The 26,305-nt window shown below is 63.7% G+C and carries 22 protein-coding genes and 1 tRNA gene; 9 read left to right on the top strand and 14 right to left on the bottom strand.

Annotated elements, in window-relative coordinates; genetic code table 11:
• Positions 1–156: 156 nt before the first annotated feature.
• The 4 genes from clpX to AAFG07_RS20325 form a co-directional block, all read right to left on the bottom strand.
• The gene (gene clpX / locus AAFG07_RS20340) at positions 157–1,431 is read right to left on the bottom strand and encodes an ATP-dependent Clp protease ATP-binding subunit ClpX (protein ID WP_024583449.1); all 1,275 of its coding nucleotides are present in this window, start codon (positions 1,429–1,431) and stop codon (positions 157–159) included.
• 441 nt (positions 1,432–1,872) lie between these two features.
• Positions 1,873–2,508 (bottom strand): ATP-dependent Clp protease proteolytic subunit, encoded by a 636-nt coding sequence (locus AAFG07_RS20335; protein ID WP_092114669.1) that lies wholly within the window; start codon positions 2,506–2,508, stop codon positions 1,873–1,875.
• A 206-nt stretch (positions 2,509–2,714) separates the two neighbouring features.
• Positions 2,715–4,073 carry a trigger factor gene (gene tig / locus AAFG07_RS20330; protein ID WP_342728787.1) on the bottom strand — a complete coding sequence of 453 codons (1,359 nt, stop codon included), beginning with the start codon at positions 4,071–4,073 and terminating at the stop codon, positions 2,715–2,717.
• 164 nt (positions 4,074–4,237) lie between these two features.
• Positions 4,238–4,322: transfer RNA gene (locus tag AAFG07_RS20325), tRNA-Leu, on the bottom strand.
• A 153-nt stretch (positions 4,323–4,475) separates the two neighbouring features.
• On the opposite strand from AAFG07_RS20325, the gene AAFG07_RS20320 reads away from it, so the two are divergent.
• The 3 genes from AAFG07_RS20320 to AAFG07_RS20310 all read left to right on the top strand — a co-directional run bounded on the left by AAFG07_RS20320 (position 4,476) and on the right by AAFG07_RS20310 (position 7,792).
• Complete coding sequence (locus AAFG07_RS20320; RefSeq protein WP_342728786.1) at positions 4,476–5,789, top strand: multicopper oxidase domain-containing protein; 1,314 nt, start codon at positions 4,476–4,478, stop codon at positions 5,787–5,789.
• A gap of 32 nt (positions 5,790–5,821) precedes the next feature.
• Positions 5,822–6,907, top strand: a complete 1,086-nt coding sequence (locus tag AAFG07_RS20315) for an enolase C-terminal domain-like protein (RefSeq protein WP_342728785.1) — start codon at positions 5,822–5,824, stop codon at positions 6,905–6,907.
• A gap of 174 nt (positions 6,908–7,081) precedes the next feature.
• Positions 7,082–7,792, top strand: a complete 711-nt coding sequence (locus tag AAFG07_RS20310) for a hypothetical protein (RefSeq protein ID WP_342728784.1) — start codon at positions 7,082–7,084, stop codon at positions 7,790–7,792.
• A gap of 33 nt (positions 7,793–7,825) precedes the next feature.
• Here the strand turns inward: AAFG07_RS20310 and AAFG07_RS20305 are convergent, their stop codons facing one another.
• Positions 7,826–8,602 (bottom strand): tetratricopeptide repeat protein, encoded by a 777-nt coding sequence (locus AAFG07_RS20305; RefSeq protein ID WP_342729198.1) that lies wholly within the window; start codon positions 8,600–8,602, stop codon positions 7,826–7,828.
• Positions 8,603–8,809: 207 nt separating this feature from the next.
• The gene (locus AAFG07_RS20300; RefSeq protein ID WP_342728783.1) at positions 8,810–9,775 is read right to left on the bottom strand and encodes a LysR family transcriptional regulator; all 966 of its coding nucleotides are present in this window, start codon (positions 9,773–9,775) and stop codon (positions 8,810–8,812) included.
• A 101-nt stretch (positions 9,776–9,876) separates the two neighbouring features.
• Here AAFG07_RS20300 and AAFG07_RS20295 point away from each other — a divergent pair, with 101 nt between their 5' ends.
• Positions 9,877–10,704 carry an oxidoreductase gene (locus AAFG07_RS20295; RefSeq protein WP_342728782.1) on the top strand — a complete coding sequence of 276 codons (828 nt, stop codon included), beginning with the start codon at positions 9,877–9,879 and terminating at the stop codon, positions 10,702–10,704.
• Positions 10,705–10,763: 59 nt separating this feature from the next.
• On the opposite strand, the gene AAFG07_RS20290 is transcribed toward AAFG07_RS20295, so the two are convergent.
• The 3 genes from AAFG07_RS20290 to AAFG07_RS20280 form a co-directional block, all read right to left on the bottom strand.
• Positions 10,764–12,359 carry a radical SAM protein gene (locus tag AAFG07_RS20290; RefSeq protein WP_342728781.1) on the bottom strand — a complete coding sequence of 532 codons (1,596 nt, stop codon included), beginning with the start codon at positions 12,357–12,359 and terminating at the stop codon, positions 10,764–10,766.
• A 168-nt stretch (positions 12,360–12,527) separates the two neighbouring features.
• Positions 12,528–12,992 (bottom strand): GNAT family N-acetyltransferase, encoded by a 465-nt coding sequence (locus AAFG07_RS20285; protein WP_342728780.1) that lies wholly within the window; start codon positions 12,990–12,992, stop codon positions 12,528–12,530.
• Entirely contained in the window at positions 12,967–14,466 is a 1,500-nt protein-coding gene (locus tag AAFG07_RS20280) for an NAD(P)H-hydrate dehydratase (RefSeq protein ID WP_342728779.1), read from the bottom strand. The genes AAFG07_RS20285 and AAFG07_RS20280 overlap by 26 nt, the downstream gene beginning before the upstream one ends.
• A 354-nt stretch (positions 14,467–14,820) precedes the next feature.
• Here AAFG07_RS20280 and AAFG07_RS20275 point away from each other — a divergent pair, with 354 nt between their 5' ends.
• The 3 genes from AAFG07_RS20275 to AAFG07_RS20265 all read left to right on the top strand — a co-directional run bounded on the left by AAFG07_RS20275 (position 14,821) and on the right by AAFG07_RS20265 (position 17,330).
• Positions 14,821–15,159 (top strand): P-II family nitrogen regulator, encoded by a 339-nt coding sequence (locus tag AAFG07_RS20275; RefSeq protein WP_011441447.1) that lies wholly within the window; start codon positions 14,821–14,823, stop codon positions 15,157–15,159.
• 151 nt (positions 15,160–15,310) lie between these two features.
• Positions 15,311–16,720, top strand: a complete 1,410-nt coding sequence (gene glnA / locus AAFG07_RS20270; protein WP_028333940.1) for a type I glutamate--ammonia ligase — start codon at positions 15,311–15,313, stop codon at positions 16,718–16,720.
• Positions 16,721–16,880: 160 nt separating this feature from the next.
• Complete coding sequence (locus tag AAFG07_RS20265) at positions 16,881–17,330, top strand: GNAT family N-acetyltransferase (RefSeq protein WP_342728778.1); 450 nt, start codon at positions 16,881–16,883, stop codon at positions 17,328–17,330.
• A gap of 193 nt (positions 17,331–17,523) precedes the next feature.
• Here AAFG07_RS20265 and AAFG07_RS20260 read toward each other — a convergent pair whose 3' ends face one another.
• Positions 17,524–17,787 carry a tautomerase family protein gene (locus tag AAFG07_RS20260; RefSeq protein ID WP_223967645.1) on the bottom strand — a complete coding sequence of 88 codons (264 nt, stop codon included), beginning with the start codon at positions 17,785–17,787 and terminating at the stop codon, positions 17,524–17,526.
• A 151-nt stretch (positions 17,788–17,938) separates the two neighbouring features.
• On the opposite strand from AAFG07_RS20260, the gene AAFG07_RS20255 reads away from it, so the two are divergent.
• Both AAFG07_RS20255 and AAFG07_RS20250 read left to right on the top strand, forming a co-directional pair.
• Positions 17,939–18,916 (top strand): helix-turn-helix domain-containing protein, encoded by a 978-nt coding sequence (locus AAFG07_RS20255; RefSeq protein WP_342728777.1) that lies wholly within the window; start codon positions 17,939–17,941, stop codon positions 18,914–18,916.
• 185 nt (positions 18,917–19,101) lie between these two features.
• Positions 19,102–20,331, top strand: a complete 1,230-nt coding sequence (locus tag AAFG07_RS20250) for an ABC transporter substrate-binding protein (protein ID WP_342728776.1) — start codon at positions 19,102–19,104, stop codon at positions 20,329–20,331.
• 161 nt (positions 20,332–20,492) lie between these two features.
• Here AAFG07_RS20250 and AAFG07_RS20245 read toward each other — a convergent pair whose 3' ends face one another.
• The 4 genes from AAFG07_RS20245 to AAFG07_RS20230 all read right to left on the bottom strand — a co-directional run bounded on the left by AAFG07_RS20245 (position 20,493) and on the right by AAFG07_RS20230 (position 26,068).
• Entirely contained in the window at positions 20,493–21,389 is an 897-nt protein-coding gene (locus tag AAFG07_RS20245; protein ID WP_342728775.1) for a haloalkane dehalogenase, read from the bottom strand.
• 53 nt (positions 21,390–21,442) lie between these two features.
• Positions 21,443–22,510, bottom strand: a complete 1,068-nt coding sequence (locus tag AAFG07_RS20240) for an extracellular solute-binding protein (protein WP_342728774.1) — start codon at positions 22,508–22,510, stop codon at positions 21,443–21,445.
• Positions 22,511–22,599: 89 nt separating this feature from the next.
• Entirely contained in the window at positions 22,600–23,658 is a 1,059-nt protein-coding gene (locus tag AAFG07_RS20235; protein ID WP_342728773.1) for a dipeptidase, read from the bottom strand.
• Between the two features lie 136 nt (positions 23,659–23,794).
• Positions 23,795–26,068 (bottom strand): PAS domain S-box protein, encoded by a 2,274-nt coding sequence (locus tag AAFG07_RS20230; RefSeq protein ID WP_342728772.1) that lies wholly within the window; start codon positions 26,066–26,068, stop codon positions 23,795–23,797.
• Positions 26,069–26,305: the final 237 nt, after the last annotated feature.

Here is a 26,305-nt window from a genome sequence, read left to right as displayed (position 1 = left end):
GTGGCTATCAGGCGGGGGGGTGTCAAGTCTGAGAAGTGCCGGGAAATATAGGCTAAACAGGCATTTACTGCGACGCGAAAATGGCCTGCTGCTGCGCCGCAACGGCCGCCGGATCGCCCGGCAGCCGCATGAATTGCGACGACAGAAAGTTGCGCCTCAGGCGCTCGCGCTGCTCTCGACGGCGCGGTCGGAACGATCCGCGTAGATGTAGAGCGGACGCGCCGTGCCCTCGACGACCTCGCGCGAGATCACGACTTCCTCGACCCCTTCGAGGCCTGGGAGGTCGAACATGGTCTCGAGCAGGATGCTCTCCAGGATCGACCGCAGGCCGCGTGCGCCGGTCTTGCGCTCGATCGCCTTGCGGGCAACCGCGCCAAGCGCCTCGTCGGCGAAGGTCAGCTCGATGTTCTCCATCTCGAACAGCCGCTGGTACTGCTTCACCAGCGCGTTCTTCGGATCGGTCAGGATCTTCTTCAGCGAGGCCTCGTCGAGGTCTTCCAGCGTCGCGACGACGGGCAGACGGCCGACGAATTCCGGGATCAAGCCGTACTTCAGCAGATCTTCCGGCTCGACGTGACGGAAGATCTCGCCGGTACGGCGATCCTCCGGCGCGAGCACCTGCGCCGCGAAGCCGATCGAGGTCGAACGCCCGCGCGCGGAGATGATCTTCTCCAGGCCCGAGAAGGCACCGCCGCAGATGAACAGGATGTTGGTGGTATCCACCTGCAGGAACTCCTGCTGCGGATGCTTGCGGCCGCCCTGCGGCGGGACCGAGGCCACCGTGCCTTCCATGATCTTCAGCAGCGCCTGCTGGACGCCCTCGCCCGACACGTCGCGGGTGATCGAGGGATTGTCCGACTTGCGGCTGATCTTGTCGATTTCGTCGATATAGACGATGCCGCGCTGCGCACGCTCGACGTTGTAGTCGGCGGCCTGCAGCAGCTTCAGGATGATGTTCTCGACGTCCTCGCCGACATAGCCGGCTTCGGTCAGCGTCGTCGCATCAGCCATGGTAAACGGCACGTCGAGGATGCGAGCCAGCGTCTGCGCGAGCAGCGTCTTGCCCGAACCGGTCGGACCGATCAGCAGGATGTTCGACTTCGCCAGCTCGACGTCGTTGTGCTTGGTCTGATGGTTAAGCCGCTTGTAGTGATTGTGGACGGCGACCGAGAGCACCTTCTTGGCATGGCTCTGACCGATCACGTAATCGTCCAAGACCTTGCAGATTTCCTTCGGCGTCGGGATGCCGTCGCGCGACTTCACCAGCGAGGACTTGTTCTCCTCGCGAATGATGTCCATGCAGAGTTCGACACACTCGTCGCAAATGAAGACAGTCGGTCCGGCAATCAGCTTGCGAACTTCATGCTGGCTCTTGCCGCAGAACGAGCAATATAGCGTGTTCTTGGCGTCGCTCGTGCCGACCTTACTCATTCATTATCTCCGTCCGCCGTTCGACCTCGTTTGCCAGATCGACCCAATCCGGCACAAAACCGGAGTATTGGGTAGATAGAGCAAATTCCGTACCAAAAAAGACCCTACGCAATACTGACCGTGTGGATCACGGTTTATTCGAATCTCCGCGATCATAGCCGCTGCATTACAGCCAACCATGCTGGCACCCGACTATCAAGAATTCGCTAATCGGGAGGCCGGCTCAAGACCGTGACAATACCGTGATTTTCCACGATCGCACGTGGAATACGCGTCGAAATCCACGAAACGTTGCGGGATTACCACGCCGGGCCATGAGCACGAAAGCGGAACTTTCTGCCCCCACATATGCGCTTGCGGGGTACTCCGCCGTCCTGCTTTGCCGACAATGTGAGGCGTCAATGTGGAGATCACACCGACGCCTCGGGTCGCCTGTCCAGATCAGGCAGCTTTGGCGGCCGACGGGTCTTCCGGCCGCTTGTCGATGACCTTGTCGACGAGACCGAACGCCTTGGCGTCCTCGGCGGTGAGGAACTTGTCGCGCTCGAGCGCGTCCTCGATCGCCTTGTAGGTCTGGCCGGTGTGCTTCACGTAGATCTCGTTGAGGCGCTTCTTGAGGTTCAGGATCTCCTGCGCGTGCAGCATGATGTCGGTGGCCTGGCCCTGGAAGCCACCGGACGGCTGGTGCACCATGATGCGGGAGTTCGGCAGCGTGAAGCGCATGTCCTTCTCGCCGGCTGCAAGCAGCAGCGAGCCCATCGAGGCCGCCTGCCCCGTGCACAGCGTCGACACCGGCGGACGGATGAACTGCATCGTGTCGTAGATCGCAAGGCCCGACGTCACCACGCCACCCGGCGAGTTGATGTACATCGAGATTTCCTTCTTCGGATTCTCGGCCTCGAGGAACAACAGCTGCGCGACGGTCAGCGTCGCCATGCCATCTTCCACCGGACCGGTAACGAAGATGATGCGCTCTTTCAGCAGGCGCGAGAAAATGTCGTAGGCGCGTTCGCCGCGATTGGTCTGCTCGACGACCATCGGCACGAGGTTCATGTAGGTTTCAACGGGATCGCGCATGAAAGAACCCAAGGGTTAGGGGTGATGCAGAACGTTAAGGCTTAACCCAGATATGGGCCAATTTCCGGCCGACAAGACCGGCACTGGCCGTACTAGCCACCTGGGCAGGACGCAGAAGTTCAAGCCGATTCGCGTCGGCACGCCTAGCGACGGGGACCCGCCGCGGGCGTGCTTTCGCGGTTCATCATTAACGCGAGGTACCGCAATTAAGCGGCAGTTTGCTCGGCGTCTTCATCCTTGAACAGCTCATCCTTGGAGACCTTCTTCTCAGTCACGTTGGCGAGCTCCAGGACGAAGTCGACGACCTTGTCCTCGTAGATCGGAGCGCGGAGCTGGGCCAGCGCCTGGGCGTTGCTGCGGTAGTAATCCCAGACTTCCTTCTCGCGGCCCGGCATCTGGCGTGCGCGCTCGATCACGGCGCGCGAGACCTCATCGTCGGTCACGGTGATCTTGTTCTTCTCGCCGATCTCCGACAGCACGAGGCCGAGGCGGACGCGGCGGTCGGCGATCTTCTGGTACTCTTCCTTGGCCGCATCCTCGGTGGTGTTCTCGTCGGCGAAGGACTTGCCGGTCGAGTCCATCTCGGCCTTGATCGAGTTCCACATCAGGTTGAACTCTTCGGCGACAAGCGACGGCGGCGCCTCGAACTTGTGGCTCTCGTCGAGCCGGTCGAGCAGCGCACGCTTGACCTTCTGACGGGTCGCGCCGGCGAACTCGGCGGTCAGGCGCTCGCGCGCGGCTTCCTTCAGCTTGTCGAGCGACTCGAGGCCGAGCGTCTTGGCGAATTCGTCGTCAATCGTGGTCTCACCGGGCGCCTCGATCAGCGTCGCGGTGGTCTCGAACTCGGCCGGCTGGCCGGCGAGCTTGTCGTTCAGGTAGTTCTTCGGGAAACCAACCTTCAGCGTGCGGGTCTCGCCCGTGCCGATGCCAATCAGCTGCTCCTCGAAGCCCGGAATGAACTGGCCGGCGCCGATCACGACCTGGATACCCTCGCCGGTGCCGCCCTCGAAGGCTTCACCGTTGATGGTGCCCTTGAAGCTGATGGTGACGCGGTCGCCCTTCTCCGCCGCACCCTCGGTCTTGGCGCTGTATGGGCGGCTGCCTTCGGCGATGCGCTTGATGGCATCGTCGACGTCGGCGTCGGAAACATCGACCACCGGCTTCTCGACCGAGAACGACTTGAAATCGGCGAGCTGGATCTGCGGCACGACCTCGATCGCGACGGTGTAGGTCAGGTCGGTCTTGCCCGACAGCAATTCCTCGACCTGGTCCTTCTCGGTCGGCATCGTGATCTTCGGCTCGCCGGCGAGGCGGAAGCCGCGATCTTCGAAAATCTGCCGGTTGGTGTCGCTGATGGTCTGGTCGATGGTCTCGGCCATGACAGAGCGGCCGTAGATCTTCTTCAGGTGCGCCACCGGCACCTTGCCGGGACGGAAGCCGTTGAGACGGACCTTGTCCTTGAGGTCGACCAGCTTGGCGCCCGCCTTGGCATCGAGATCGGATGCCGGAACGCTGATCTTGAATTCGTGCTTCAGTCCCTCGTTGAGGGTCTCGGTGACCTGCATGGTATCAATCTTCTTCCGCTTTTGCCGCGGCCCGAGCGGCCGTGGCAGTGTCAATCTGTTCGACGATGAGCCTTGCGGCTTAACGTCTGTGGGTTCGGCGAACCCTCGTCCCCTTCGGGGCCCAAGGTTCTCCAAGGAATCGTCATGCAAACGCTGTAAGCGCTTGGTGCGGGCGGAGGGACTCGAACCCCCACAACTTTCGTCACTGGAACCTAAATCCAGCGCGTCTACCAGTTCCGCCACGCCCGCGCGAAAAGCATCCAGTCCGGCCGCGATGCCGCGGGCGGCCGGGCTTATAACATGCGCCCACCGGTTCGCAGCAAAAAAATGGCCGCTAGAGAGCCCGCCCTGCGACCGATCGCGACTGGACAGGTACACTTGAAAATGGTCCGCATCGGCCAGATGGCAAGCCCCCAAGCAAGTCCCGAATTTTCCCTGACCCGGCGCGACCTGATCGCCGGCCTCGGCGCCGCGGCGCTTTGCCCCGCTTGGCCGGCCAGCGGCTCCGCGCAGGGCCGGACGGCGGTTGCGCTGCAGGCCAAAGCCGACCGCATCCTGCTTCGTCCCGACGGACCGCAGACCCCGGTCTGGTCACTTGGCAGCGGCGATCTCCGCTTCAAGCGCGGCGAGGTCCTCGACGTGACGTTCGGCAACGAGCTGCCGATTGCGGCCGCGCTCGATTGCCGCGGGCTCGATGGCGTCCCGGCCGCGGAGCCGCTGGCCTCCCGGGCGCCCCTTGCCACGGGGGCGAAGGATACCTTCCAGCTGCCGCTTCGGCATGCCGGTACCTTCCTGTGCGAGCCGCTGTTCGGGGACGGCACGGCGCCGACGCGGCCGCGCCCGCTGATCGTGACCGGCACCTCGCCGGTCGCCGTCGATCGCGACGAGGTCTTGCTGATCGAGGAGTGGCGCCTGCAGCCCGATGGAACCGCGATCCCGCCTGGAAGCGATCCAAAAAATTCGACGCAAATTCATACAATTAACGGCAAGACCTCATACGATATCTCGGCACCGGCCAATGCCCGCCTCAGACTCCGCTTTATCAATGGCAGCCAACGCAGCGTGCTGGCGGTCAAGCTGGACAACCTCGACGTCCGGGTGATGGCGATCGACGGCCAGCCGGCCGAACCGTTCCCGGCCCGCAATGGTGCGCTGGTCCTGGCCCCCGGGAGCCGCACGGATGTCTTTGTCGATACGGCTGGTCCGGCCGGAACGAGCTTCGCGATCCTGCTGCACGACGGCAAGCAAGCCCGTCCGGTCGGCAAGCTCGCCGTCTCGAGCGAGCCGCCGATCCGAACGGCGCCGTTCCCGCCGGCGCCACCGCTGCCGGGCAACGACATGCCCGCCCAGCTCGACCTCAAGAGCGCGACGCGGTTCGATCTGGCGCTCGGCACGCCCACCGAGTGGTTCCGTGTGGCGGATTTCAAGCCGTCAACCGCCCCGGCCTTTCAGGCCAAGGCAGGCCGAACCGTCGTGCTGGCCCTGACCAACCAGGCCACGATCGCCAGCGTCTTTCACCTGCACGGCCATCACTTCCGTCTGCTCGACCGGCTCGACGACGGCTGGAAGCCGTTCTGGCTCGACACGCTCGCGGTCGAACCGGGCCAGACCCAGCGCATTGCCTTCCTCGCCGAATATCCCGGCCGCTATTTGATCGAGCAGGTTGCGACCGATTGGGCCGCACCGCGGCTCTTGCGATGGTACAGTGTCCAATAACAAGAAGTGGAAACCGCCTTAAGGAAACTCCGATGAGCCAGACAGTTGCAGCGATTCGCGGAGTGAAGGCACGAAGCGTCGTGGTGTCGCTCAAGCGTCCTGTGAAGACCGCGTTTGGCGTGATCGATTCCGGTCCGCTGGTCCTGATCGATGTCGAAACCGATCAAGGCGTTACCGGCCGCACCTACATCTTCGCCTACAGCAAGCTCACACTTCACCCTCTCGTCTATCTGATCGAGGAGATCGGTCGTGAGCTGACCGGCAGGCCAGTCGCCCCGTTCGATCTGATGAAGGCGATGGACGCCAAGTTTCGGCTGCTCGGCGCGCAAGGTCTGGTCGGGATGGCCGTGTCGGGGCTCGACATGGCCTATTGGGATGTGCTCGGCCAACTCGCCGGCCGGCCGCTGGTCGAACTGCTCGGCGGCTCGGCGAAGCCGATCAAGGCCTATGACAGTTATGGCGCGGTCGATCCCGTTGCCGACGAGCGCGCGCTACGCCGCTCGCTCGACCAAGGCTTCAAGGGCATCAAGATCAAGGGCGGCGACGGTGATGCCGCCAATGACGAGCGCGTCGTGAAGGGCGTGCGCGCCCTGCTCGGCCCCGACATCGCGCTGATGATCGATTTCAACCAGTCGCTCGATCCGGCGGAAGCCACCCGCCGCATCGCCCGGCTTGCGCCCTACGACCTGCACTGGATCGAGGAGCCGGTGCCGCAGGAAAGCCTGTCTGGCCACGCCAGGGTCCGCGAGACTTCGCCGACGCCGATCCAGGCCGGCGAGAACTGGTGGTTTCCGCGCGGCTTCGCCGAGGCGATCGCGGCCGGTGCGTCCGACTTCATCATGCCCGATGTGATGAAGGTCGGCGGCGTGACCGGCTGGATGCAGGTCGCGGGACAGGCCGATGCCGCATCGATCCCGATGTCGAGCCATCTGTTCGCGGAAGTCAGCGCGCATCTGCTCGCAGTGACGCCGACCGCGCACTGGCTCGAATTCCTCGACTTCGCCGGCGCGATCCTCGCGAGGCCCGCCGAGATCACGGATGGCGCAGTGACCGCCCGCGGTCCCGGGCTCGGCATCGAGTGGAACGAGCCGGCGGTGGCGAAGTATCTCGTCGGCTAGCGGCGGGCTATGAATCGCAGGGCGGGTTGGGCGTAGCGAAACCCATTAACCTTGTCGCGACCTAGGGAGATGACGGGTTTCGTTGCGCTCTACCCATCTTATGCGTTCGGCGGCGTGGCGGCGCTTCACCTTTGCGACGCATTCATGTAGGCCATCGGGGCATCGGAGCGCCTAATGTCCACCAACAGCAAACTGACGCTCAAATTCCGTTGTCCAACAGAGCTTGAGGGACTAATTCCGGCCCCCATCCCGGCGGCGCAGGGCGTTCCCGACTGGCTCAAGACAATGCCTGCGACGGCCTTCTCCTCGATCAACCTGCACGACGAGGACACGATCAAGCGCTGCCCTCCGTTTGTCGATGCGATGACGAGCGGATTCCTGCTGCCGCTGGTGTGCGATCTCAAGGTCGAGGACGGCGAAATCACCTGGGATCACGACCTGCCGCCGGGAGGCACGCCCGAATTTCCGCGCTCGCCGATCGGTTTCCATGACCCGGGTCAGGTTTCTGGCACGCCGTTGTTCGAAGAAGGCCGCTTTTTTCTCAAATTCCACAATCTGTGGACGGTCGAGGCGCCCGAAGGCTACGCGATCTACTTCACGCATCCCGTCAACCGCTTCGACCTGCCGTTCACCACGCTCAGCGGCCTGGTCAATTCGGACCTCTATACCGACAACTGGGTGCACTTCCCGGCGTACTGGCACGACCGCAATTTCAGAGGTGTCCTCCCCAAGGGGACTCCCATCGCGCAGTGCATTCCGGTCAAGCGAGACGACTGGACTGCGCAGACATCCTCGTTCACCGCGGATGAAGCCAAGCGCGTCGGCCAGTTCCGGGGTGAGCTCAGGCGGCAGCCCAACCTCTACCGGAGAAACTTCAGAGCGTGAGGTGCGACGAGATTTCGTCCAACGCGCCCGGCCTCACTCCCCGCCGAGGAATTTCGCAACGTCGCGCTGGGAGAAGAAGAAGCGACCATGCGATGCCGCGGCCATGACGAATGCCGCGCGTCCCAACAGCTGGGGCTGACCACGAATGATGGAACGAAGCGCCGCCTCGGCAGCGTCGCGCTCACCCTGCTCGAACAAGGATGTGGCGAGATAGGCGCGGGTCGAGCGATCGTCCGGATAGAGCGCGAGCACGCGGCGGAAGGCGTCCGCGGCTGCGGCGTAATCGCCATGAAGGATCAGGACCCGCCCGAGCTGGTTAAGGACGTCCGGGCGTCCCGGCGCGGCATCGCGCGCGGCTGTCAGGACACTCGCGGCCCGCGCGAAGTCATTGGTGTCATGCAGGAGGCGCCCGAGGTCAAGCTTCAGATCGACGCTATCAGGAGCCAGCGCGAGGCCGGCCTCGATCGTGCAGATCGCCTCGTCGTGTTGACCGGCCTTGGCAAGCTGCCCAGCGAGTTCCCGAAACGAAGGAAGATATGGTGGGCGGCGCGCCGCCGTGCGTCGAAGCTGCGCGATGCCGTCCGTGGTGCGCCCTGCACCGCACAGCAGCGCACCGAGCAAGGTCTCCACCTCTCCGTCGTCGGCGCGGCGTATAACTCGCTCAAGCGGTGCAATTGCCTCGTCACCTCGGTTCTGCCCCATCAGGGCATGCGCCAGCAGAAGCGCGGCGTGTCTGTCCGAGCGGTTTGATTTCAGAATGTTGATGGCGATCTGCTCGGCTTGAGCAAACTGCCGCGCCCGCAATGCCAACGCACCTTGTTGCATTGCCTGCGCGAGGAAACTGTTCTGCCTGCCACTCACGAGAAAGCTTCTGGAGGATGCGAGGGAATATCATGCGCCTTTATCTCGCAATTCCCCACGCGTCCACCAAAAGTGTCGTGACGCAGGTATGGCGGGGCCGGCGCTGACGCGACCACTCGGCGAAGCAATCGCCGAAGACCCGGCGGCCACGGCGGCTCAAGCGCGCTTGCGATGATCGCCCGATCGCTTGGCCGGAGGTGCACGGACCGCCTCACCGCCGGCGGCCAACTTCGTCTCCTCCCGGATCATGTCGACGAAAGCACGAAGCCCGGCTGTCATGTGCCGGTGCCTCGGATAGTAGAGACGCAAGCCGGGAAATGGCGGCGTCCAGTCGTCCAGCACGGCGCGCAGGGTGCCGGCGGCGAGATGCCCCGTCACCCAGAAATCGCTGACGAACGCCAGTCCCAGGCCGTCGAGGGCGGCTTCGACCATCAGGCTGTCATTGTCGAGGGTCAGCCTGCCCCGGACATCCACCACCATCTGCTCGCCGCCGCGCTTCTCGAACTCCCAGTGATAGAGCTTGCCGCTGGGCATCCGCCTGCGAATGCATTCATGGGCGAGCAGATCGAGCGGAGACCGCGGCACCGAAGCGCGGGCGAAATAATCGGGCGCGCCGACGACAATGAAGCGCGTGTCCGGACCACAGGGGATCGCGACCATGTCCTGCGGCACGGCTTCGGCCAGCCGGATGCCGGCATCGAAACCTTCCGCGACGATATCGATGGGGCGTCCCTCCAGGGTCAGCTCGACGTTCATGTCGGGATAGCGCCGCAGAAACTTTGCGACGACCGGGCGGAGGATCTGGTGCGCGGCGCGCTCCTTCAAGTTGATGCGCAGCGTTCCCGCGGGCGTGTCGCGAAACTCGTTCACATCCTCCATCGCGCCGGCAATCTCGCGCAGCGCGGGACTGACCCTGGCGAGGAAACGCTCTCCCGCCTCCGACAGCGCGACGCTGCGCGTCGTCCGATTGATGAGGCGCACGCCCAACCGCTTCTCCAGGGCGGCGATCGCATGGCTCAACGCCGAGGGCGAAATGCCGAGTTCAGTCGCGGCAGCGCGGAAGCTGCGATGCGTTGAAATCGCGACGACGGCGTTCAGCTCGAAAAGGCCAGCATGCTGCATTGTTCTATTATCTGCATCAGGTCATGCCACTCTATGCCGATTATTGCACCAATCAAGTCGCCTATATCGAGCCTGCAATCTCGATCTGAAGGACATCTCCTATGGCAAAGACTTTCCTCATCACAGGCGTTTCGTCCGGCTTCGGCCGCGCGTTGGCCGAGGCAGCATTGGGCGACGGCCATACCGTCGCCGGCACCGTGCGCAACGAGAACGACAAGCGGACATTCGAAGCGCTCGGCGCCGGCGCGCACGCGGTGGTTCTTGACGTCACCAACACCGGGGCCATCGCGCCCGCCGTCGCCGACGTCGAGCACAGGATCGGCGCGATCGACGTTCTGGTGAACAATGCCGGCTACGGCCACGAGGGCATCCTGGAGGAATCATCGATCGACGATCTGCGACGCCAGTTCGAGGTCAACGTCTTCGGCGCGGTGGCGATGATCCAGGCGGTGCTGCCCTTCATGCGCAAGCGGCGCGCCGGGCATATCCTCAACATCACGTCGATGGGCGGGATCATCACGATGCCCGGCCTCAGCTACTACCATGGCAGCAAGTTCGCGCTGGAAGGGATATCGGAATCCCTCGGCAAGGAAATCAAGGACCTCGGCATCAAGGTCACCGCGGTCGAGCCGGGCGGCTTTCGCACCGACTGGGCCGGACGATCGATGGTGCGAGCGGAGCGGTCGATCGGAGATTATGACGCTGTCATCAATCCAATCCGCAAACGTCGCATGGAACTGAGTGGCTGGCAGGTCGGCGATCCCCAAAAGGCCGCGCAGGCGATGTTGAAACTCGCACTGTCGGCCGATCCGCCGGCGCATCTGCTGCTCGGCAGCGATGCCGTGCGGCTGGTCGAGGAAAAAATGAAACTGCTGCAAGCCGAATTCGATGCGTGGAAGAGCGTTTCGCTTTCCACCGACGTTGCCTGAGTTGCGTCAGTTGCCCAAGAGTCGAGCGAACTTTGCCGTCCATCACATCCTTGATGAACTCACGGCACAAGCGCGGTGGCCCTCACCGGAGGCGCACCGTCCAGCTCGGCAATCCGGCGGTCAATCTCACCGATCACGTGGTTCGAGAACGGCCCGAAATGCAGGTACAGCGCCATCAGCATCACGATGTAGCGCAGCGCGCCTGGATTGGACTTGGCGACCTCGACGAAGGTCTTCCAGAACGGCTCGCGAACCTCCGGCAGGGCACTTATGATCTTGTGTACGCCTTCGATGCCGCCAAGCCTCTTGCGCGTGTCGCCATCCGGCAGGTCGCGGCGCCGATCCGACCGGTCGAGCATGGCGGCAAGCCGCGACAGCCGTCCTGCATATGCCGCCGGGCTGTACACGTGCCCGAGCACAGCCTTGTAATCCGTAAGGATGTCACGAAGCGGACGCTTGGTGTCGAAATTGCAGCCGAGCGTGCATTGGTCGCCCGCCTGCTCGACCTTCATGAGATCATGGCCCTCGTGCAGGCGGCCCTCCTGGGCCAGCCGCCGCGTCAGCTGTGTGCCAGGCAGCGCATAGAGCAGTCCAACCATGCAGACTGGAATGCTCGCCTCCTCGATGAAGTCGATCATCGCCTGCGCCATCGAGACTTTCTCGGTATCGAACCCGACGATGAAACCCGCCGTGACGAACATGCCATAGTCATAGATCTTGTGAACGCTCTCTGCGATGTTGCGCCTGGTGTTCTGCTTTTTCTTCATCTGCACGAGGGTCTCCGGATCCGGGCTCTCAATGCCGACGAAAATTCCGAAGAAGTTCGTGTCCTTCATTGCCTGCAACAGCTCGCTGTCATCAGCGATATTGATCGAGGCTTCGGTCGAGAACTCGAACGGATAGTCTCGCTCTTCCAGCCAGGCTTTGAGCCGCGGCAGCAAGATGCGGAGGTTTTTCTTGTTGCCGATGAAGTTGTCGTCGACGAAATCGACATGCCCACGATAGCCATGATCGTAGAGCGCTTGCAGCTCAGCGAGAATCTGATCCGGGGTCTTGGTGCGCGGCACGCGCCCGTACAGCTCGATAATATCGCAGAACTCGCAGGTGAACGGGCAGCCACGCGAATATTGCACGCCAATAAAGAGATAATGATCGAACTTGATCAGATCGTAGCGGGGCATCGGGCTTAGCGTGACGTCGATCTTGAATTTCTCGGCGACGAACACGCCCTTGCGCTCGCCGCTTTCCCAGGCAGCGATGAATTCCTCGATGATGTGTTCGGCCTCGCCGATCACCTGGAAGTCCGCATCCGCGTAAAGGTGCGGGCTGGAGGAGACGTCAGGCCCACCGACACATACCGGCTTGCCGTGCTGGTGGGCGAGATCGATCAGGTGGAGAAAATCAGGCTGCTGGTTGAGCATACCGCCGATCATGACGAGATCGGCCCAGTCAAGGTCCGCGTCGGTCGAAGGCTCGGTGTTACGGTTGACGAGCCGAATCTCCCAATGCTTCGGCAGCATGGCGGCGACGGTGATCAGTCCGAGCGGCGCCGCCGGATACTTCGCGCCGACGAGTTCGCAAGCTTCGGTATAGTTCCAGAACGAGTCCGGAACGAACTTCGGATAGATCATTAGAACGCGGCAGGGACTTGTCATGTTGCTCCGGTCCGTACCACGCAGCTTCGAGGCTCAAGGGTACATTCGTTCGTCGATACAGGCATTAGGTGCTCAAATGGTGGCCGATTGCCAGACGATCTTTCGTCCCGCCGCGAGCCCCGTCCTGTTCCCGGATCCGCCTGGGGTCAGTCAACCCCGATCAATATGTCATCCGCCGGCCCTGCGCGCCCAGAGATAGCGCACGTCCGGCTCCCTCTCCTCGTTGCGGCTGCCGTCGGTTTCCTCGACCGCGGCAAAACCGCGCGCCTCGTAGAAGCGGCGCGCCCGCGCGTTACGCTGGAAGGTCCAGAGTTGCAGCCGGTCCGCGCCCTGCTGTGCGATCTCGAGCAGCGCGCCGCCGATGCCGCGGCCCTGCGCGGCCGGCAGCACGTAGAGCTGCTCGATCCAGTCGTCGTGGAATGCGATGACGCCGCTCATCGCCCCGCCGTCGAACGCGCCCCACAGCGTACAGGTCGCAAACATCCGCTCGCGATAGAACCAGCGGTCTTCGTCCGGTGTGTGCAGGCCCGCGAGCCACGGCAACGCTTCGTCGAACGCCGCACGGTGCACGCGTGCAGCGGCATCCATGTCGGCAAGCTGAAGCCGCCTAGTACTCAATCCCGAACTCGTCATAGAGCCGGCGGAACACGGAAGGCAGCACCTCGGTGAGATCCTCCGCGATCAGGCCGGGCCCCGCCTCGCTGGCGCCTTCGCCGTGCAGCCACACACCGATGCTGGCGGCCTCGAATGCCGCAACGCCCTGCGCCAGGAAGCCGGCGATGATGCCGGCCAGCACGTCGCCGGCGCCGGCGGTGGCGAGCCAAGGCGGCGCGTTCGCGGCGATGGTCGCGCGGCCATCGGGAGATGCGATCACCGTGTCGGCGCCCTTCAGCAGCACCACCGCGCCGGAACGCTCGGCCGCCGCGCGGACGCGCTCGAGCTTCGAGCGGCCGGGATGCTTGTTGGAGATGTCGCTGAACAGCCGCGGAAACTCGCCCTCATGCGGGGTGAGCACCACCCCAAGACCGTCGGAGGCCTTGATTGCCTCGAACAGCCGGTCCGGCGAACCGGCAAAGCTGGTCAGCGCATCGGCGTCGAGCACCAGATGCCGCTGCGCCGACAGCGCGGTGTGAACGAAGTCGCGGGTACGCGCGCTGACGCCGGCGCCGGGCCCTATCACGCAGGCGTTGAGGCGCTTGTCGTCGAGCAGTTCGGCGAACTGGATTGGATTGTCGACCGCGCGCACCATCACCGCGGTCAGCGCCGCCGCGTTGACGGCGAGCGCATCGCGCGGCGAGGCCAGGGTGACGAGCCCGGCGCCTGCGCGCAGCGCAGCGCGCGCGGCGAGCCGCGCCGCCCCGGTCGAAGCGAGATCGCCGGAGACCACGACGGTGTGGCCCCTTGCGTATTTGTGGCCATCAATCCGCGGCAGCGGAAACGACCAGCGCCAGGCCTGCGGCAAATTCTCCGCGGTCAGCGGCTTGATCTCGTCAAGCACCTGCGCCGCGATGCCGATGTCGGCGACACGCACCCGGCCGCAATACATCCGACCCGGCAGCAACAGATGCGCGGGCTTCTTGCGGAAGAAGGTGACGGTTTCGGCCGCCTGCACGGCCGCTCCCATGACGGCGCCCGTGGTGCCGTTGATTCCGCTCGGCAGGTCGACCGCCAGCACCGGCGTACCGTTGGCGTTGATGGCCGCGATCATCTCCAGCGGGTCGCCCTTGACCGGGCGATTGAGCCCGGCGCCGAACAGCGCGTCGATGATCAGCGCCGGCTTGCCGAGCGCCTGCGGGTTGAACGGCAGCACCGGATATTTCCAGCCCTTCGCCGCCAGCGCCGCGTCGCCCTGCAGGCTGTCGCGCTCGCAGAGCAGGATCACCGACACCTCGCGGCCGCGCGCGGCGAGCTCGGCGGCGGCGACAAAGCCGTCGCCGCCATTGTTGCCGCGGCCGGCGACCACGACGATCGGCCCCTCCTCGACCAGGTCCATCGCGGCTTCAGCGACGGCCTGGCCGGCGCTCATCATCAGTGCGAAGCCCGGCGTACCGGCTGCGACGGTCAGCCGGTCGGCGCGCTCCATCTCGGTGGTGGTCAGAACGTCCATGCCGAATCCTCAATCGCTTCGCCTTTTCGAGAGGCAATTCCTGTGACGTTCGCGGGGTTTCTACTGGCCGACTGCATACGGATTGATCTATTTGCCTATTTGTTGGGCTTGGATATCATAGCCCATGTGGTTCGATATCAGCCGACTGCCTGTTAAAAGGCTGATAACATTCCAAAATTGGGGACCTTAACAACTTGGCATAGACCCTGCTTTTGAGGAAGCCGCGCACAATGCCGCTCGATGCGACCATTGCGCGTGTTTCCGGCCACCCGCCGGAAGGTTTAAGACCAACCAGACTGCGCCCCACGCGCATCGAACTCGACCCTGCAATCTGCAATGCCCGGGAGGCGCTCAGTGAAGAAGATTGAAGCCATCATCAAGCCCTTCAAGCTCGACGAGGTGAAGGAAGCGCTCCAGGAAGTCGGACTGCAAGGCATCACCGTAACCGAGGCCAAGGGATTTGGCCGCCAGAAGGGCCATGCCGAGCTCTATCGCGGTGCGGAATACATCGTCGACTTCCTGCCCAAGGTGAAGATCGAGATCGTGATCGGCGACGACCTGGTCGAGAAGGCGATTGACGCGATCCGCCGCGCGGCCCAGACCGGGCGGATCGGCGACGGCAAGATCTTCGTCTCCAACATCGAGGAAGCCATCCGCATCCGGACCGGCGAATCCGGGCTGGACGCTATTTAAGCCCGGTGCTATCCGGATTTTCTGACGGCAAAAGAGAAAAAAGGCTGCTTCGGCAGCCTCATTTCGTTTCAGCAGTCACACGAACTCGCCAAAAGCGGGAATAACGTCCCTCTCCGCTGGAAACCGACCCGCACATCCATAAGGGGTATTCATGAAGACCGCCAAAGACGTCCTGAAATCGATCAAGGACAACGACGTCAAATACGTCGACCTGCGCTTCACCGATCCGCGCGGCAAGTGGCAGCACGTCACCTTCGACGTCAGCATGATCGACGATGACATCTTCGCCGAGGGAACGATGTTCGACGGATCGTCGATCGCGGGCTGGAAGGCGATCAATGAATCCGACATGTGCCTGATGCCGGACCCGGTCACCGCGACGATCGACCCGTTCTTCGCCGAGACCACCATGGTCATCACCTGCGACGTGCTCGAGCCGACCACCGGCGAGCCCTATAACCGCGACCCCCGCGGCATCGCCAAGAAGGCCGAGGCCATGGTGAAGTCGATGGGCGTGGGCGACACCGTGTTCGTCGGCCCCGAGGCCGAGTTCTTCGTGTTCGACGACGTGCGCTATTCGGCCGAACCCTACAACACGGGCTTCCGTCTCGACTCTTCCGAGCTGCCGATCAACTCTGCCACCGAGTATGAAGGCGGCAACCTTGGCCATCGCATCCGCACCAAGGCCGGCTACTTCCCGGTGCCGCCGCAGGACTCGGTGCAGGACATGCGCTCCGAGATGCTTGGCGCGATGGCCAAGATGGGCGTCAAGGTCGAGAAGCACCACCATGAAGTGGCGTCAGCCCAGCACGAGCTCGGCATGAAGTTCGACACGCTGACCCTGATGGCCGACCACATGCAGATCTACAAGTACTGCATCCACCAGGTCGCGCACATCTACGGCAAGACCGCCACCTTCATGCCGAAGCCGGTCTATGGCGACAACGGCTCGGGCATGCACGTCCACCAGTCGATCTGGAAGGACGGCAAGCCGACCTTCGCCGGCAACAAATACGCCGACCTGTCGGAAACCTGCCTGCACTACATCGGCGGCGTCATCAAGCACGCCAAGGCGATCAACGCCTTCACCAACCCATCGACCAACTCCTACAAGCGTCTGGTCCCGGGCTATGAAGCCCCAGTGCTGCTCGCCTATTCCGCGCGCAACCGCTCGGCGGCCTGCCGGATCCCCTACACCGCGAACCCGAAGGCCAAGCGCGTCGAGGTGCGTTTCCCCGACCCGATGGCCAATCCCTATCTCGGCTTCGCCGCGATGCTGATGGCAGGCCTCGACGGCATCAAGAACAAGATCGATCCGGGTCCGGCGATGGACAAGGACCTCTACGATCTGCCGAAGGAAGAGCTGAAGCAGATTCCGACCGTCTGCGGCTCGCTGCGCGAGGCGCTCGAGAGCCTCGACAAGGATCGCGCGTTCCTCAAGAACGGCGGCGTGTTCGACGACGACTTCATCGACGCCTATATCGAGCTCAAGATGACCGAGGTCGCCCGTTTCGAAATGACCCCGCACCCGGTCGAGTTCGAGATGTACTACTCGCTGTAAGCTTTACGGCACCTCACGAACGCGAAAGGCGCTTCCACCGGAAGCGCCTTTTGTTTTTGGTTGAACGATGCGTAGGATGGGTAGAGCGAAGCGAAACCCATCCTCTCAAGGCTTGCACCGGCGCGATGGGTTGCGAAGCCATGATCCCTGGAATCAGTCCATGACCGAAGTGATCGTCCGATCTGCGGCAGCGCACGAACTGCCCGAGCTGTTGGAGCTTTACCGACACCTTCATCCGCACGATCCTGAGCTGGAGACAGCCGCTGCCGAGCGTGTCTGGTCGAATTTGCTTGCATCGAGCTTCATGACCGTGATCGTGGCGCAAGCGGCAGAGCAGCTGGTCTCCTCGTGCACGCTCGCGATCGTGCCCAACCTGTCGCGAGGCGGCAGATCATATGCCGTGATCGAGAACGTCGTCACTCACGGCGACCACCGTCGGCTAGGGCTCGGCCGACGGGTGCTTGCGCACGCGCTCGATGTTGCCTGGCAAGCCGACTGCTACAAGGTTCTGTTGGCGACGGGCTCGAAGCGGGAGACCACCCTCCGCTTCTATGAGGAAGCGGGCTTTGAGCGTGGCGGCAAGACCTACTTCGAGGTGCGCCGGCCATAGCTACCGCCTCGAACAGATCGTGGCGCGTGCAAAAGGCGCCTCCACCGGAAGCGCCTTTTGCTTTTGGTGCTGTATCTCTCCGTCATTGCGAGGAGCGAAGCGACGAAGCAATCCACACATCCGCGTACACGGAGAGATGGATTGCGTCGCTTCGCTCGCAATGACGATGCCGTGAAAGACGCCCCTTCTTCGCTTAAGCTTTCGCCTTCGCGACCCGCCGTCCACCGGCGTCGAGTGCCCCAAAATTGCCCGCGATCATGTCGGGCGTCGGGATCATGCCGCCGAGCGACCAACTCGCCGGCTCGCCCTCCTCGATCTTGACCCAGACGTTGCGGCGGAAATCCGGGTTACCCTGCCCCTCGACCTCGACCATGAGATCGGTGACGCGCTGCAGCAGCGCCTGCTTCTGCGCGACATCGAAAATGCCGCGGACGGTGGAAATGGTGACGTAAGGCATGGTCTCTCTCCATTGCTGAGTTATGACAACGCAACGAAGATGGACCGGCACACTGCGATCAGGCAGTGGCCGATCGGACAGAGATCGGGCAATATCTGCCACGGCCTGCCTGCGTCGATCGGGTAGGATGACGGCAAATTCCGGAGGTCCCATGAAGCTCGCGATCCTCGCGCTGGAAGGCTGCATGCAATCGGCGGTCGCCGGCATCGCCGACATCCTCACGCTCGGCAACCATGTGATGCAGCTGCGCGGCGGCAAGGCGCGCTTCAGCTGGCAAACGCTCTCGCTCGACGGCAAGGCGGTGCGCGCCGGCGGCGGCAAGCTGCTTGCCGTCGACGGCGCGGTCAGCAAGCGGACGGCATTCGACGCGATCATCGTGCCGGGCAGCCTGGTCGACCATCTGACCGCCGAACGCCTGCAACCGCAATATGACCGGGCCGGCGCCTGGCTGCGCCAGCAACATGCCAGCGGTCGCCTGATAGGTGCCTTCTGCAGCGGCGTGCTGCTGCTCGCCAATGCCGGCCTGCTCGACGGCCGCCGCGCCACCATCACCTGGTGGCTGCAGAGCGAACTCCGCCGCCGCCATCCCAGGATCGACCTCGCCGGCGACGCCGTGCTCACCCAGGCCGACCGCCTGGTCTGTGCCGCCGGCCCGATGTCGTGGGTCGATCTGTTGCTGCGGCTGATCGAGCTCGTCGAGGGCCCGGAGGTTGCAAAGGTCTGCGCCGATTATGCGGTGATCGACACCGCGCAACGCACGCAGGCGATCTTCATGCCGCTCGGCTACATGCTCGCCCAAGACCCGCTGCTGATGAAGGCGGATATGCTGGTGCGCCGCACCGGCAAGGCACCGATCACGGTGCGCAGCCTCGCGCAGGCGCTGGGCCTCAGCGAACGGACGCTGAACCGCCGCTTCCGCGAACTGACCCACGAGCCGCCACAGGCCTTCATCATGCGCCGCCGCGTCGAGCACGCCCGCACGCTGCTGGAGACGACGGCGCAACCGATCAAGACGATCGCTCGCGCCGCCGGCTATGAGGACGAGAGCAGCTTTCGCAAGGCCTTCCGCAAGCTGACACTGCTGTCGCCTCAGGCTTACCGCGCGCAGCGGGCGATGCGTGCGGCGTAGTTGCAAGCTGCCCGCAAGACTACGGTCAGCAATACTGACGAACCCAATGACGTGACGCGAGCCGACACGCAAAGCGCGATGTTCGGAATCGACAACGTGTGGAGTCGGGTGTTCACTTCCAGCAAAGACTCAAAAGCAGTCTCCGATAAGACAAGCACATTCATTTTCGCATGGGGAGAAACGAGATGTCTTTCGTCGCACGACGAATGGCGGCGCTTTCGACCGCCATCATCATCCTCGCTGTCGGTGCGGGCAGCGCATTTGCGCAGAAGAGATACGACACCGGCGCAACCGATACGGAAATCAAGATCGGCAACATCATGCCCTACAGCGGACCGGCATCCGCCTATGGCACCAGCGGCCGGGCTCAGGCGGCGTATTTCCGCAAGGTCAACGCCGAGGGAGGCATTAATGGCCGCAAGATCACGTTCATTTCCTATGATGACGGCTACAGTCCGCCGAAGACGGTCGAGCAGGCACGCAAGCTGGTCGAAGGCGACGAGGTCCTGCTGATTTTCGCCGCACTCGGCACAGCATCCAACGGTGCCATTCAGAAGTACATGAACGCGAAGAAGGTACCGCAGCTGTTCATCCAGACCGGCGCGACCAAGTGGAACGATCCGCAGAACTTCCCGTGGACCATGGGCTGGCAGCCCAGCTACCAGAGCGAGGGACGGATCTATGCCAAGCACATCCTGAAGGAAAAGCCGGGCGGCAGGATCGCCGTCCTCTACCAGAACGACGATTACGGAAAGGACTACCTGAAGGGCCTGAAGGACGGCCTCGGCGACAAGGCGGCGTCGATGATCGTGATCGAGGATGCCTATGAGGTGGCGGAGCCGACGATCGACACGCATATCGTCAAGATGAAGTCGATGAATGCCGATGTATTCGTCAACATTGCCACACCGAAATTCGCAGCGCAGGCCATCAAGAAAGCCGCCGAGATCGGCTGGAGGCCGTTACACATCCTCAACTCGGTCAGTTCCTCGATCGGCGCCGTGATCCAGCCCGCCGGCTTCGAGAACGCGCAGTGGATCGTTTCGGTGGCCTATCTAATGGATCCGCTTGATCCGCAATGGAAAGACGACCCCGGCATGAAGGCATTCGACGAATATCTCTCCAAATACTTCCCCGAGGGTAATCGGGCCGATGGCCTAGTGGTGACAGGGTACAATGCGGCGCAGACGCTGGCTCAGGTGTTGAAACAGTGCGGCGACGATCTCACGCGCGCCAACGTGATGAAGCAGGCTGCGAGTCTGAAGGACTTCAGGACCACCAACCTGTTGCCGGGCATCAGCATGAACACCAGTGCGATCGACTTTGCTCCAATCAAGCAGATGCGGCTCAGACGATTCAAGGGCGAGAGATGGGAGCTGTTCGGGCCCATGCTCAGCGCAGAAGTCAGCGGTTAGCGCAATCTGTAGGATGGGTAGAGCCAACGGGTCCGCGCAACGCGCGGCCCGATGATAAACTCCGCGAAACCCATCATCTCGCCCCTTGCACAAGCGATGGGTTTCGCTGAGCCCTACCCATTTTTGCGGGCTGCGGTTGCCCGGCTTGCTCGCCTCCGCGTTCAGGACAGGAGCGGCAGCGCGCCCTTCAGGACATCCTCACCCCATTCCTGCACGAAGTGTCCGGCTGCGGTGAGCGTGACCGGCTCGGGGCAATTGCGAACCGTTTGCCGCATCTCCGCCATCACGGCCGGCCCGAGCACCGGGTCGGTCATGCCGATCACCATCGCGGCCTTGCCGCCGTATTCGCTTCGCCACCATTCGCGCGCCTTGCGCGAGATGGCCGCGCCGCCGGCATTGGGCTGGTCCGGCACGAGATTCGGGAAGCGGCGCACACCGGACTTGTAGCTGGCATCAGGGAAAGGTGCGTCATAGGCCGCTGCCTCCGCCGATGAGAGCTGCGGGCAGGCGCGCGCCATCAGCTTGCCGACCGCCATGTCGGGATTCGCGTTGCTCCACGCGCGCCAATCCATGAAACCCTTCGTCAGAGGGCGGTCACCGGTCGCGAGCATGGTGTTCATGACCAGCAGCGCTTCGAAGCGATCGGCCATGTCCATCGGGATGGTAAGGCCGAGCAAACCGCCCCAGTCCTGGCAAACCAACGTGATGCGGCCGAGATCGAGCGCACGGATCAGGGCGATCAGGCTCTCGCGATGGAAGTCGAAGGTGTACACGGCCTCCTCGACAGGCTTGTCGGAGCGACCGAACCCGAACATATCAGGCGCAATCACCCGATAGCCGGAGGCGACGAGGCCGGGAATCATCTTGCGGTAAAGGTAGCTCCAGGTCGGCTGGCCATGAAGGCACAGCGCAACACGGGCATTGCCCTTTCCCTCGTCGAGATAATGCATGCGCAAGCCGGCATAGCCGGGAAGATCGTCACGATAGTTGGGCGCGAACGCATAGCCGGGAAGGCCATCAAAGCATGCATCCGCGGTCCGCAAAGCCCCGACCGCCATTGTCCAATGCTCCTCGTTGTTGACTTCGCTCGCAGGATGGCGAGGACCGGCCGTCACACGCGAAACAGCTTCGCGTAGCGCGCCTTGATCTCTTCACTCTGCGCCTGCACCTGGACCGGGTCGGCCTTGAGCATCTTCAGCTTGTTGAGCGGCACGTGCCCGGCCTTTTCCTTGACCTTGGCGTGGAACGAGCGGTGCGCGAACTCGTCGGCCAGCATCTGCTGGGTTTCGGCGCTGAAGAAGTAGCTCTGGAACAGCCGCGCCGCGTTCGGGTTCGGCGCGCTCTTGAACACGCCGCTCGGCACGATGATCAGAGGCGCGCCCTCAGTCGGATAGACCACCTCGACCGGCTTGCCCTGATCCTTGGCCAGCACGAGATTGTAGTCGTTGCCGTCGGCCATGACCGCGCGCTCGCCAAGCAGGATCTTCTTCGGCGGATCGGCAGCCGACTGCACCTGCATCACGCGCTGCTGCGCGAGCTTTTCCAGATACAGCCAGCCGAGATCGCGCGCCAGCACGAAGGTCGCGGTCAAGATCGCGCCCGAGTAGCCCGGGTGGCCCTTGACGATCTTGCTGCGCCATTTCGGATCGAGCAAATCGGCGTAGCTCTTCGGCGCCTCCTCGCGCTTCACCTGCTCGGTGTTGTAGCCGATCACCTCGAACCAGGCGCAGGACGTCGCTGACGTGCCGTCAGGGTCGATCTGGTCGGCGGGAAAATGCTTTGCGACGTCTTCCGGCAGATAGGCCGCGAGCCAGTCGTTCTTCTTCCAGTCGAGGTAATGCGCGGGATCGGTCGAGTTGGCGACGTCGACGGCATGGATGCCGCTGCCCTGCTCCTGGGCGATGCGCTGGAAGATGCGCTCGGCGCCGGAGCGCTCGACACGGACGCTGATCCCCGGATATTTCTGCTCGAAGTCGCGCGCGAGACGCTCCGCCGTGTTCAGTTCGAGAGCGCTATAGAACGAGATCTTGCCTTCCTTCTTGGCGGCTGCGATCAGCTCGGGCGTCACGGCCTCGGCCGGCGGCGACGCCGCCCGCAGCGGTTCGGCGAACACCATGCCCGCTGTCGTCGCCGCCGTCGCCTTGAGCCAGTCGCGTCTCGACCATTTGCGGTCCTGCATTCGATGCTCCCTGAATCGGGCCGTTGACCGGCCGCGCCATTGTTGTGCAGCCACAATAGATCACGATCGATCGACTCTGTGCAGCGGTTTCATCGCCAGCTTTGGCGAAACACACGCATCCAGTTGTCGAAGGCGATCTTGCGCAATGTGGCGTCATCGAAGCCGTGTGCCCGCAGCGCCTGAATCAGGTTCGGGAGGTGGCTTGCATCCTTCAACGGAACGGGCATGAGCGCGCCGTCGAAATCGGACCCCAGCGCAACATGGTCGTCACCCATCCGCTCGACCAGGTAGCTAAGGTGGTCGACGACGGCCCCGATCGGGATATCCGGATCACGGTGCCCGTCCGGGCGCACCTCGGACACACTGAAGTTGAAGCCGACGACGCCGCCCGACGCTCTGACGGCGTCGAGCTGCCGGTCAGTCAGGTTGCGGGTCGCGGGGCAGACCGCATGCGCGCAGGCATGGGTGGCCACGATCGGCGCGGTGCTGACCGCCGCCAGGTCCCAGAAGCCGCGCTCGTTGAGGTGGGCCGCGTCGAGCATAATTCCGAGCTCATTGCAGGCCTTCACCAGCGCCTTCCCCGCGTCGGTCAGACCGGGGCCGGTATCCGGGGAGCGCGGATAGGCGAACGGCACACCATGGCCGAAGATGTTGGGCCGGCTCCAGACCAGGCCGAGCGAACGCAGGCCGCGGGCGTGGAGCCTCGCCAGCCCGTCCAGGTCGGCGTCGATCGCTTCGGCGCCTTCGAGGTGCAGCACGATTGAGAATACGGTGTCCCGCCGTGCCGCCTCGATCTCATCCACGGTCGTCGCCCATCGGATGTTTCCGCAGGCGCGGGCCACCATGGTCTCGAGCGCGCTCAGCTGGGCATCGATGGTCCGGCGCGCGTAGGCCGCGTCGAGCGGCTCCGCAAGGCGCACCTCGTACCCGTCGGCGGTTCGAGTGAAATCGCCTTGGCGCGGATGTTCTGCCTTGGCGTACATCGCGAACAGGCCGCCAACCATGCCGCCTTCCCGGGCACGCGGCAGATCGAGATGACCATCCTCGGAGCGCACGAGAAAATCCCGCCCGCCTTCCCGGTATTCAGCGAGGTGCTGAGCCGCGTCATTATGGCCATCGAAGATCGCAATCTTGCTGTGGTCCTGCACTGTGCTGCCTCCCCCGCGCAGCTTACGTCACACCTGTAGGATGGGTGGAGCGAAGCGAAACCCATCATGTCAGACCTTGCGCAGGGCGATGGTTTCGCTTCGCTCTACCCATCCGACGGGGTAGGCGCATAACGCGCTAATTCTTCTCAGGCGGGTTCTCGCGCAGGAAGCGTTCGAGATCGGGCTGCACCGAGTAAGGCTGCGGAACCGGATCGCCCTGAAAGTCGACCTGAAGATCGAGGCAGCGCCGCAGCATCCGCGCCAGCTCGCTGCGCCGATAGGGCTTGGTCAGCAGCGGAATGCCATGGCCACCGCGGCCCTGTAGCGCCGGCAGCGCGCCATCGCTGTAGCCCGAGGTGAACAGCACCCGCAGCGCCGGTCGCCCGGCCATCAGCGTCTCCGCCAATTGCCGGCCGTTCATGCTGCCCGGCATCACGATGTCGGTGAACAGGAGATCGAACGCGGTGCCACGGCTGACGATCTCGAGCGCGGCATCTGCGTTTGCCGCCGCCAGCACCTTGTAGCCGAGGCTTTCGAGCTGGCCCATCACATAGTCGCGGATCGTGGGATCGTCCTCGACGCACAGGATGGTCTCGTTGCCGCCCCTGACCGGCAGATCGTCCTCCTCGACCGCGCGCTGCGCAGTGCCGTCCGCCTTGGGCAGATAGATCCTGAAGATGGTGCCGCGCCCCTGCTCGCTCTTGACCTCGATCCCGCCGCCGCTCTGCTTGACGAAGCCGAACACCATGCTGAGCCCGAGCCCGGTGCCCTGCCCGACCTCCTTGGTGGAGAAGAACGGATCGAAGATATTCTCCAGATGCGACGGCGAAATTCCGGTGCCGGTATCGGTCACCTCGATCACGAGATGGTCGCCGGCGCGCTCAACGCCGTGCGCCACGGCATCGGGAATCCCGAGCTGCATGTTGCGGGTCGCAAAGGTCAGCGTGCCGCCCTCAGGCATCGCATCGCGCGCATTGATGGCGAGATTGACCAGCGCCGCGCCGAGCTGGCTGCGGTCGACAAAGGCGAGCCAGGCGTCGCGGCCGAGCTCCGTCCTGATCTCGGTCTGCGACCCCAGGGTCTGCGACAGTAGCCGGACCACGTCGCCGATCAGGTCGTTGACGTCGGTCTCGACGGGCTGCAACGGCTGCTTGCGCGCGAATGCCAGCAGGCTCGAGGTGAGCTGCGCGCCGCGATCGGCGGCATCGCTGATCAGCTTGGCGATCGCGGCAAGCTGCGGGTTATCCCTGACGCCGTCGGCGAGGATCTCGATCGTGCCGGTGATCACGGTCAGCATGTTGTTGAAGTCGTGCGCGATGCCGCCGGTCAACCGCCCGAGCGATTCCGTCTTCTGCGCCTGGATCAACTGCTCTTCGGCGCGCCGGCGCTGGGTGACGTCCCTGACAAAGGAATTGATGATCCAGCCATCGCCGCGGCGCAGCGCATTGAGCGATACCTCGACATAGAACCGGTGGCCGTCGCGGTGCACGGATGCGGTTTCATAACGCATGCCCATGCCGCCGGCCGCGGTCTCCTGCAGGAAGCGGGTGATGCGCTGCCGGTGTGCGACCCGCAGCTCTTCCGGGAACACCAGTTCGACGACGCGCTGGCCGACGGCCTCGGAGCGCGTCCAGCCGGTCAACGCCTCGGACTGCGGGCTCCAGTCGAGCACGATGCCGTCCTGGTCGGACTGGACGAAGGCGTCGAGCGCGGTCCTGACGATGGCCTGCGCCATCTGCTCGCTCTCCACCAGCGCCTGATGCGCCTGACGCTCCGCGGTGACATCACGCAGCACGATGACCGCGCCGCGCAAATTGCCCGCATCGTCGCGCAGCGGCCTGGCGTTGGCGACAAGACAGACAGCCGGTTCCGGCCGGAGGGGTTTGACGATCAGCTCGCAATCGTCGACGTCATCGCCGCGCAGCGCACGCGCCATCGGCGTCTCCGCGATCGGCATGACCGTCGTGCCGTCAGCATAATAGTTCTGAAAGGTGCGAACGCCGGTCAGGGTGTCAAAACCGGGTTCGACACGGTACAACCGCCGCGCCGCGGCGTTGACGATCACGATCATCGCATGCTCGTCGGCGACCACCACCGGATCGCGGATGCTCTCGACGGTCTTCTCCAGCAGGTGCTGCCTGCTGCCCAACTGCGCGGACAGTTCGGCAAGCGTCGCAGCGAGCTGAGCGGCCTCGTCGTCGCCACTCGGGCGTATCGAGACCGGCTCGCCGCGCGACAGCGCCTCCGCCGCCCGCACCAACTGGGCGGGCGTTCTGGACTGCGACCTCGCAATCATCTCAGCCGTCATCAACACCACCGAAACCACACCACCGGCGAGCAGAATGCCCGGCCAGGCGACGCCATGGATGAAGCCCAACGCGAGCAGGAGTGTGACGACGGGAAGCATCATCCCGGCCGCCAGTCGGCCCGACAAATTCATCCCGACCAACTCATCGTGAGCAGTTGCACCGGAAAATGGAAAAGCAAAACAATATCGGAAAGGATCGTCGGCGCCGGGGCAATATCGGGTGGCTTGCGCCTTCTTGCTTAGCCGAGTCCGGCCCTGCAATCCGCCACTTTCGTATCCGTATAAGTACGGAGGATGGCCGCCGGCACGCGCCGATGCCGGTTGGACCGCCTCCGGCGC

The organism is Bradyrhizobium sp. B097 (genome assembly GCF_038957035.1).
Taxonomy (GTDB): domain Bacteria; phylum Pseudomonadota; class Alphaproteobacteria; order Rhizobiales; family Xanthobacteraceae; genus Bradyrhizobium.
This window is presented reverse-complemented; position numbering and strand designations above follow the sequence as displayed.

Excerpts from the sequence above, each read along its gene's own strand:
- clpX (WP_024583449.1), bottom strand. The coding sequence starts at position 1,431 with ATGAGTAAGGTCGGCACGAGCGACGCCAAGAACACGCTATATTGCTCG.
- AAFG07_RS20335 (WP_092114669.1), bottom strand. The coding sequence starts at position 2,508 with ATGCGCGATCCCGTTGAAACCTACATGAACCTCGTGCCGATGGTCGTC.
- tig (WP_342728787.1), bottom strand. The coding sequence starts at position 4,073 with ATGCAGGTCACCGAGACCCTCAACGAGGGACTGAAGCACGAATTCAAG.
- AAFG07_RS20320 (WP_342728786.1), top strand. The coding sequence starts at position 4,476 with ATGGCAAGCCCCCAAGCAAGTCCCGAATTTTCCCTGACCCGGCGCGAC.
- AAFG07_RS20315 (WP_342728785.1), top strand. The coding sequence starts at position 5,822 with ATGAGCCAGACAGTTGCAGCGATTCGCGGAGTGAAGGCACGAAGCGTC.
- AAFG07_RS20310 (WP_342728784.1), top strand. The coding sequence starts at position 7,082 with ATGTCCACCAACAGCAAACTGACGCTCAAATTCCGTTGTCCAACAGAG.
- AAFG07_RS20300 (WP_342728783.1), bottom strand. The coding sequence starts at position 9,775 with ATGCAGCATGCTGGCCTTTTCGAGCTGAACGCCGTCGTCGCGATTTCA.
- AAFG07_RS20295 (WP_342728782.1), top strand. The coding sequence starts at position 9,877 with ATGGCAAAGACTTTCCTCATCACAGGCGTTTCGTCCGGCTTCGGCCGC.
- AAFG07_RS20290 (WP_342728781.1), bottom strand. The coding sequence starts at position 12,359 with ATGACAAGTCCCTGCCGCGTTCTAATGATCTATCCGAAGTTCGTTCCG.
- AAFG07_RS20285 (WP_342728780.1), bottom strand. The coding sequence starts at position 12,992 with ATGACGAGTTCGGGATTGAGTACTAGGCGGCTTCAGCTTGCCGACATG.
- AAFG07_RS20280 (WP_342728779.1), bottom strand. The coding sequence starts at position 14,466 with ATGGACGTTCTGACCACCACCGAGATGGAGCGCGCCGACCGGCTGACC.
- glnA (WP_028333940.1), top strand. The coding sequence starts at position 15,311 with ATGAAGACCGCCAAAGACGTCCTGAAATCGATCAAGGACAACGACGTC.
- AAFG07_RS20265 (WP_342728778.1), top strand. The coding sequence starts at position 16,881 with ATGACCGAAGTGATCGTCCGATCTGCGGCAGCGCACGAACTGCCCGAG.
- AAFG07_RS20260 (WP_223967645.1), bottom strand. The coding sequence starts at position 17,787 with ATGCCTTACGTCACCATTTCCACCGTCCGCGGCATTTTCGATGTCGCG.
- AAFG07_RS20255 (WP_342728777.1), top strand. The coding sequence starts at position 17,939 with ATGAAGCTCGCGATCCTCGCGCTGGAAGGCTGCATGCAATCGGCGGTC.
- AAFG07_RS20250 (WP_342728776.1), top strand. The coding sequence starts at position 19,102 with ATGTCTTTCGTCGCACGACGAATGGCGGCGCTTTCGACCGCCATCATC.
- AAFG07_RS20245 (WP_342728775.1), bottom strand. The coding sequence starts at position 21,389 with ATGGCGGTCGGGGCTTTGCGGACCGCGGATGCATGCTTTGATGGCCTT.
- AAFG07_RS20240 (WP_342728774.1), bottom strand. The coding sequence starts at position 22,510 with ATGCAGGACCGCAAATGGTCGAGACGCGACTGGCTCAAGGCGACGGCG.
- AAFG07_RS20230 (WP_342728772.1), bottom strand. The coding sequence starts at position 26,068 with ATGATGCTTCCCGTCGTCACACTCCTGCTCGCGTTGGGCTTCATCCAT.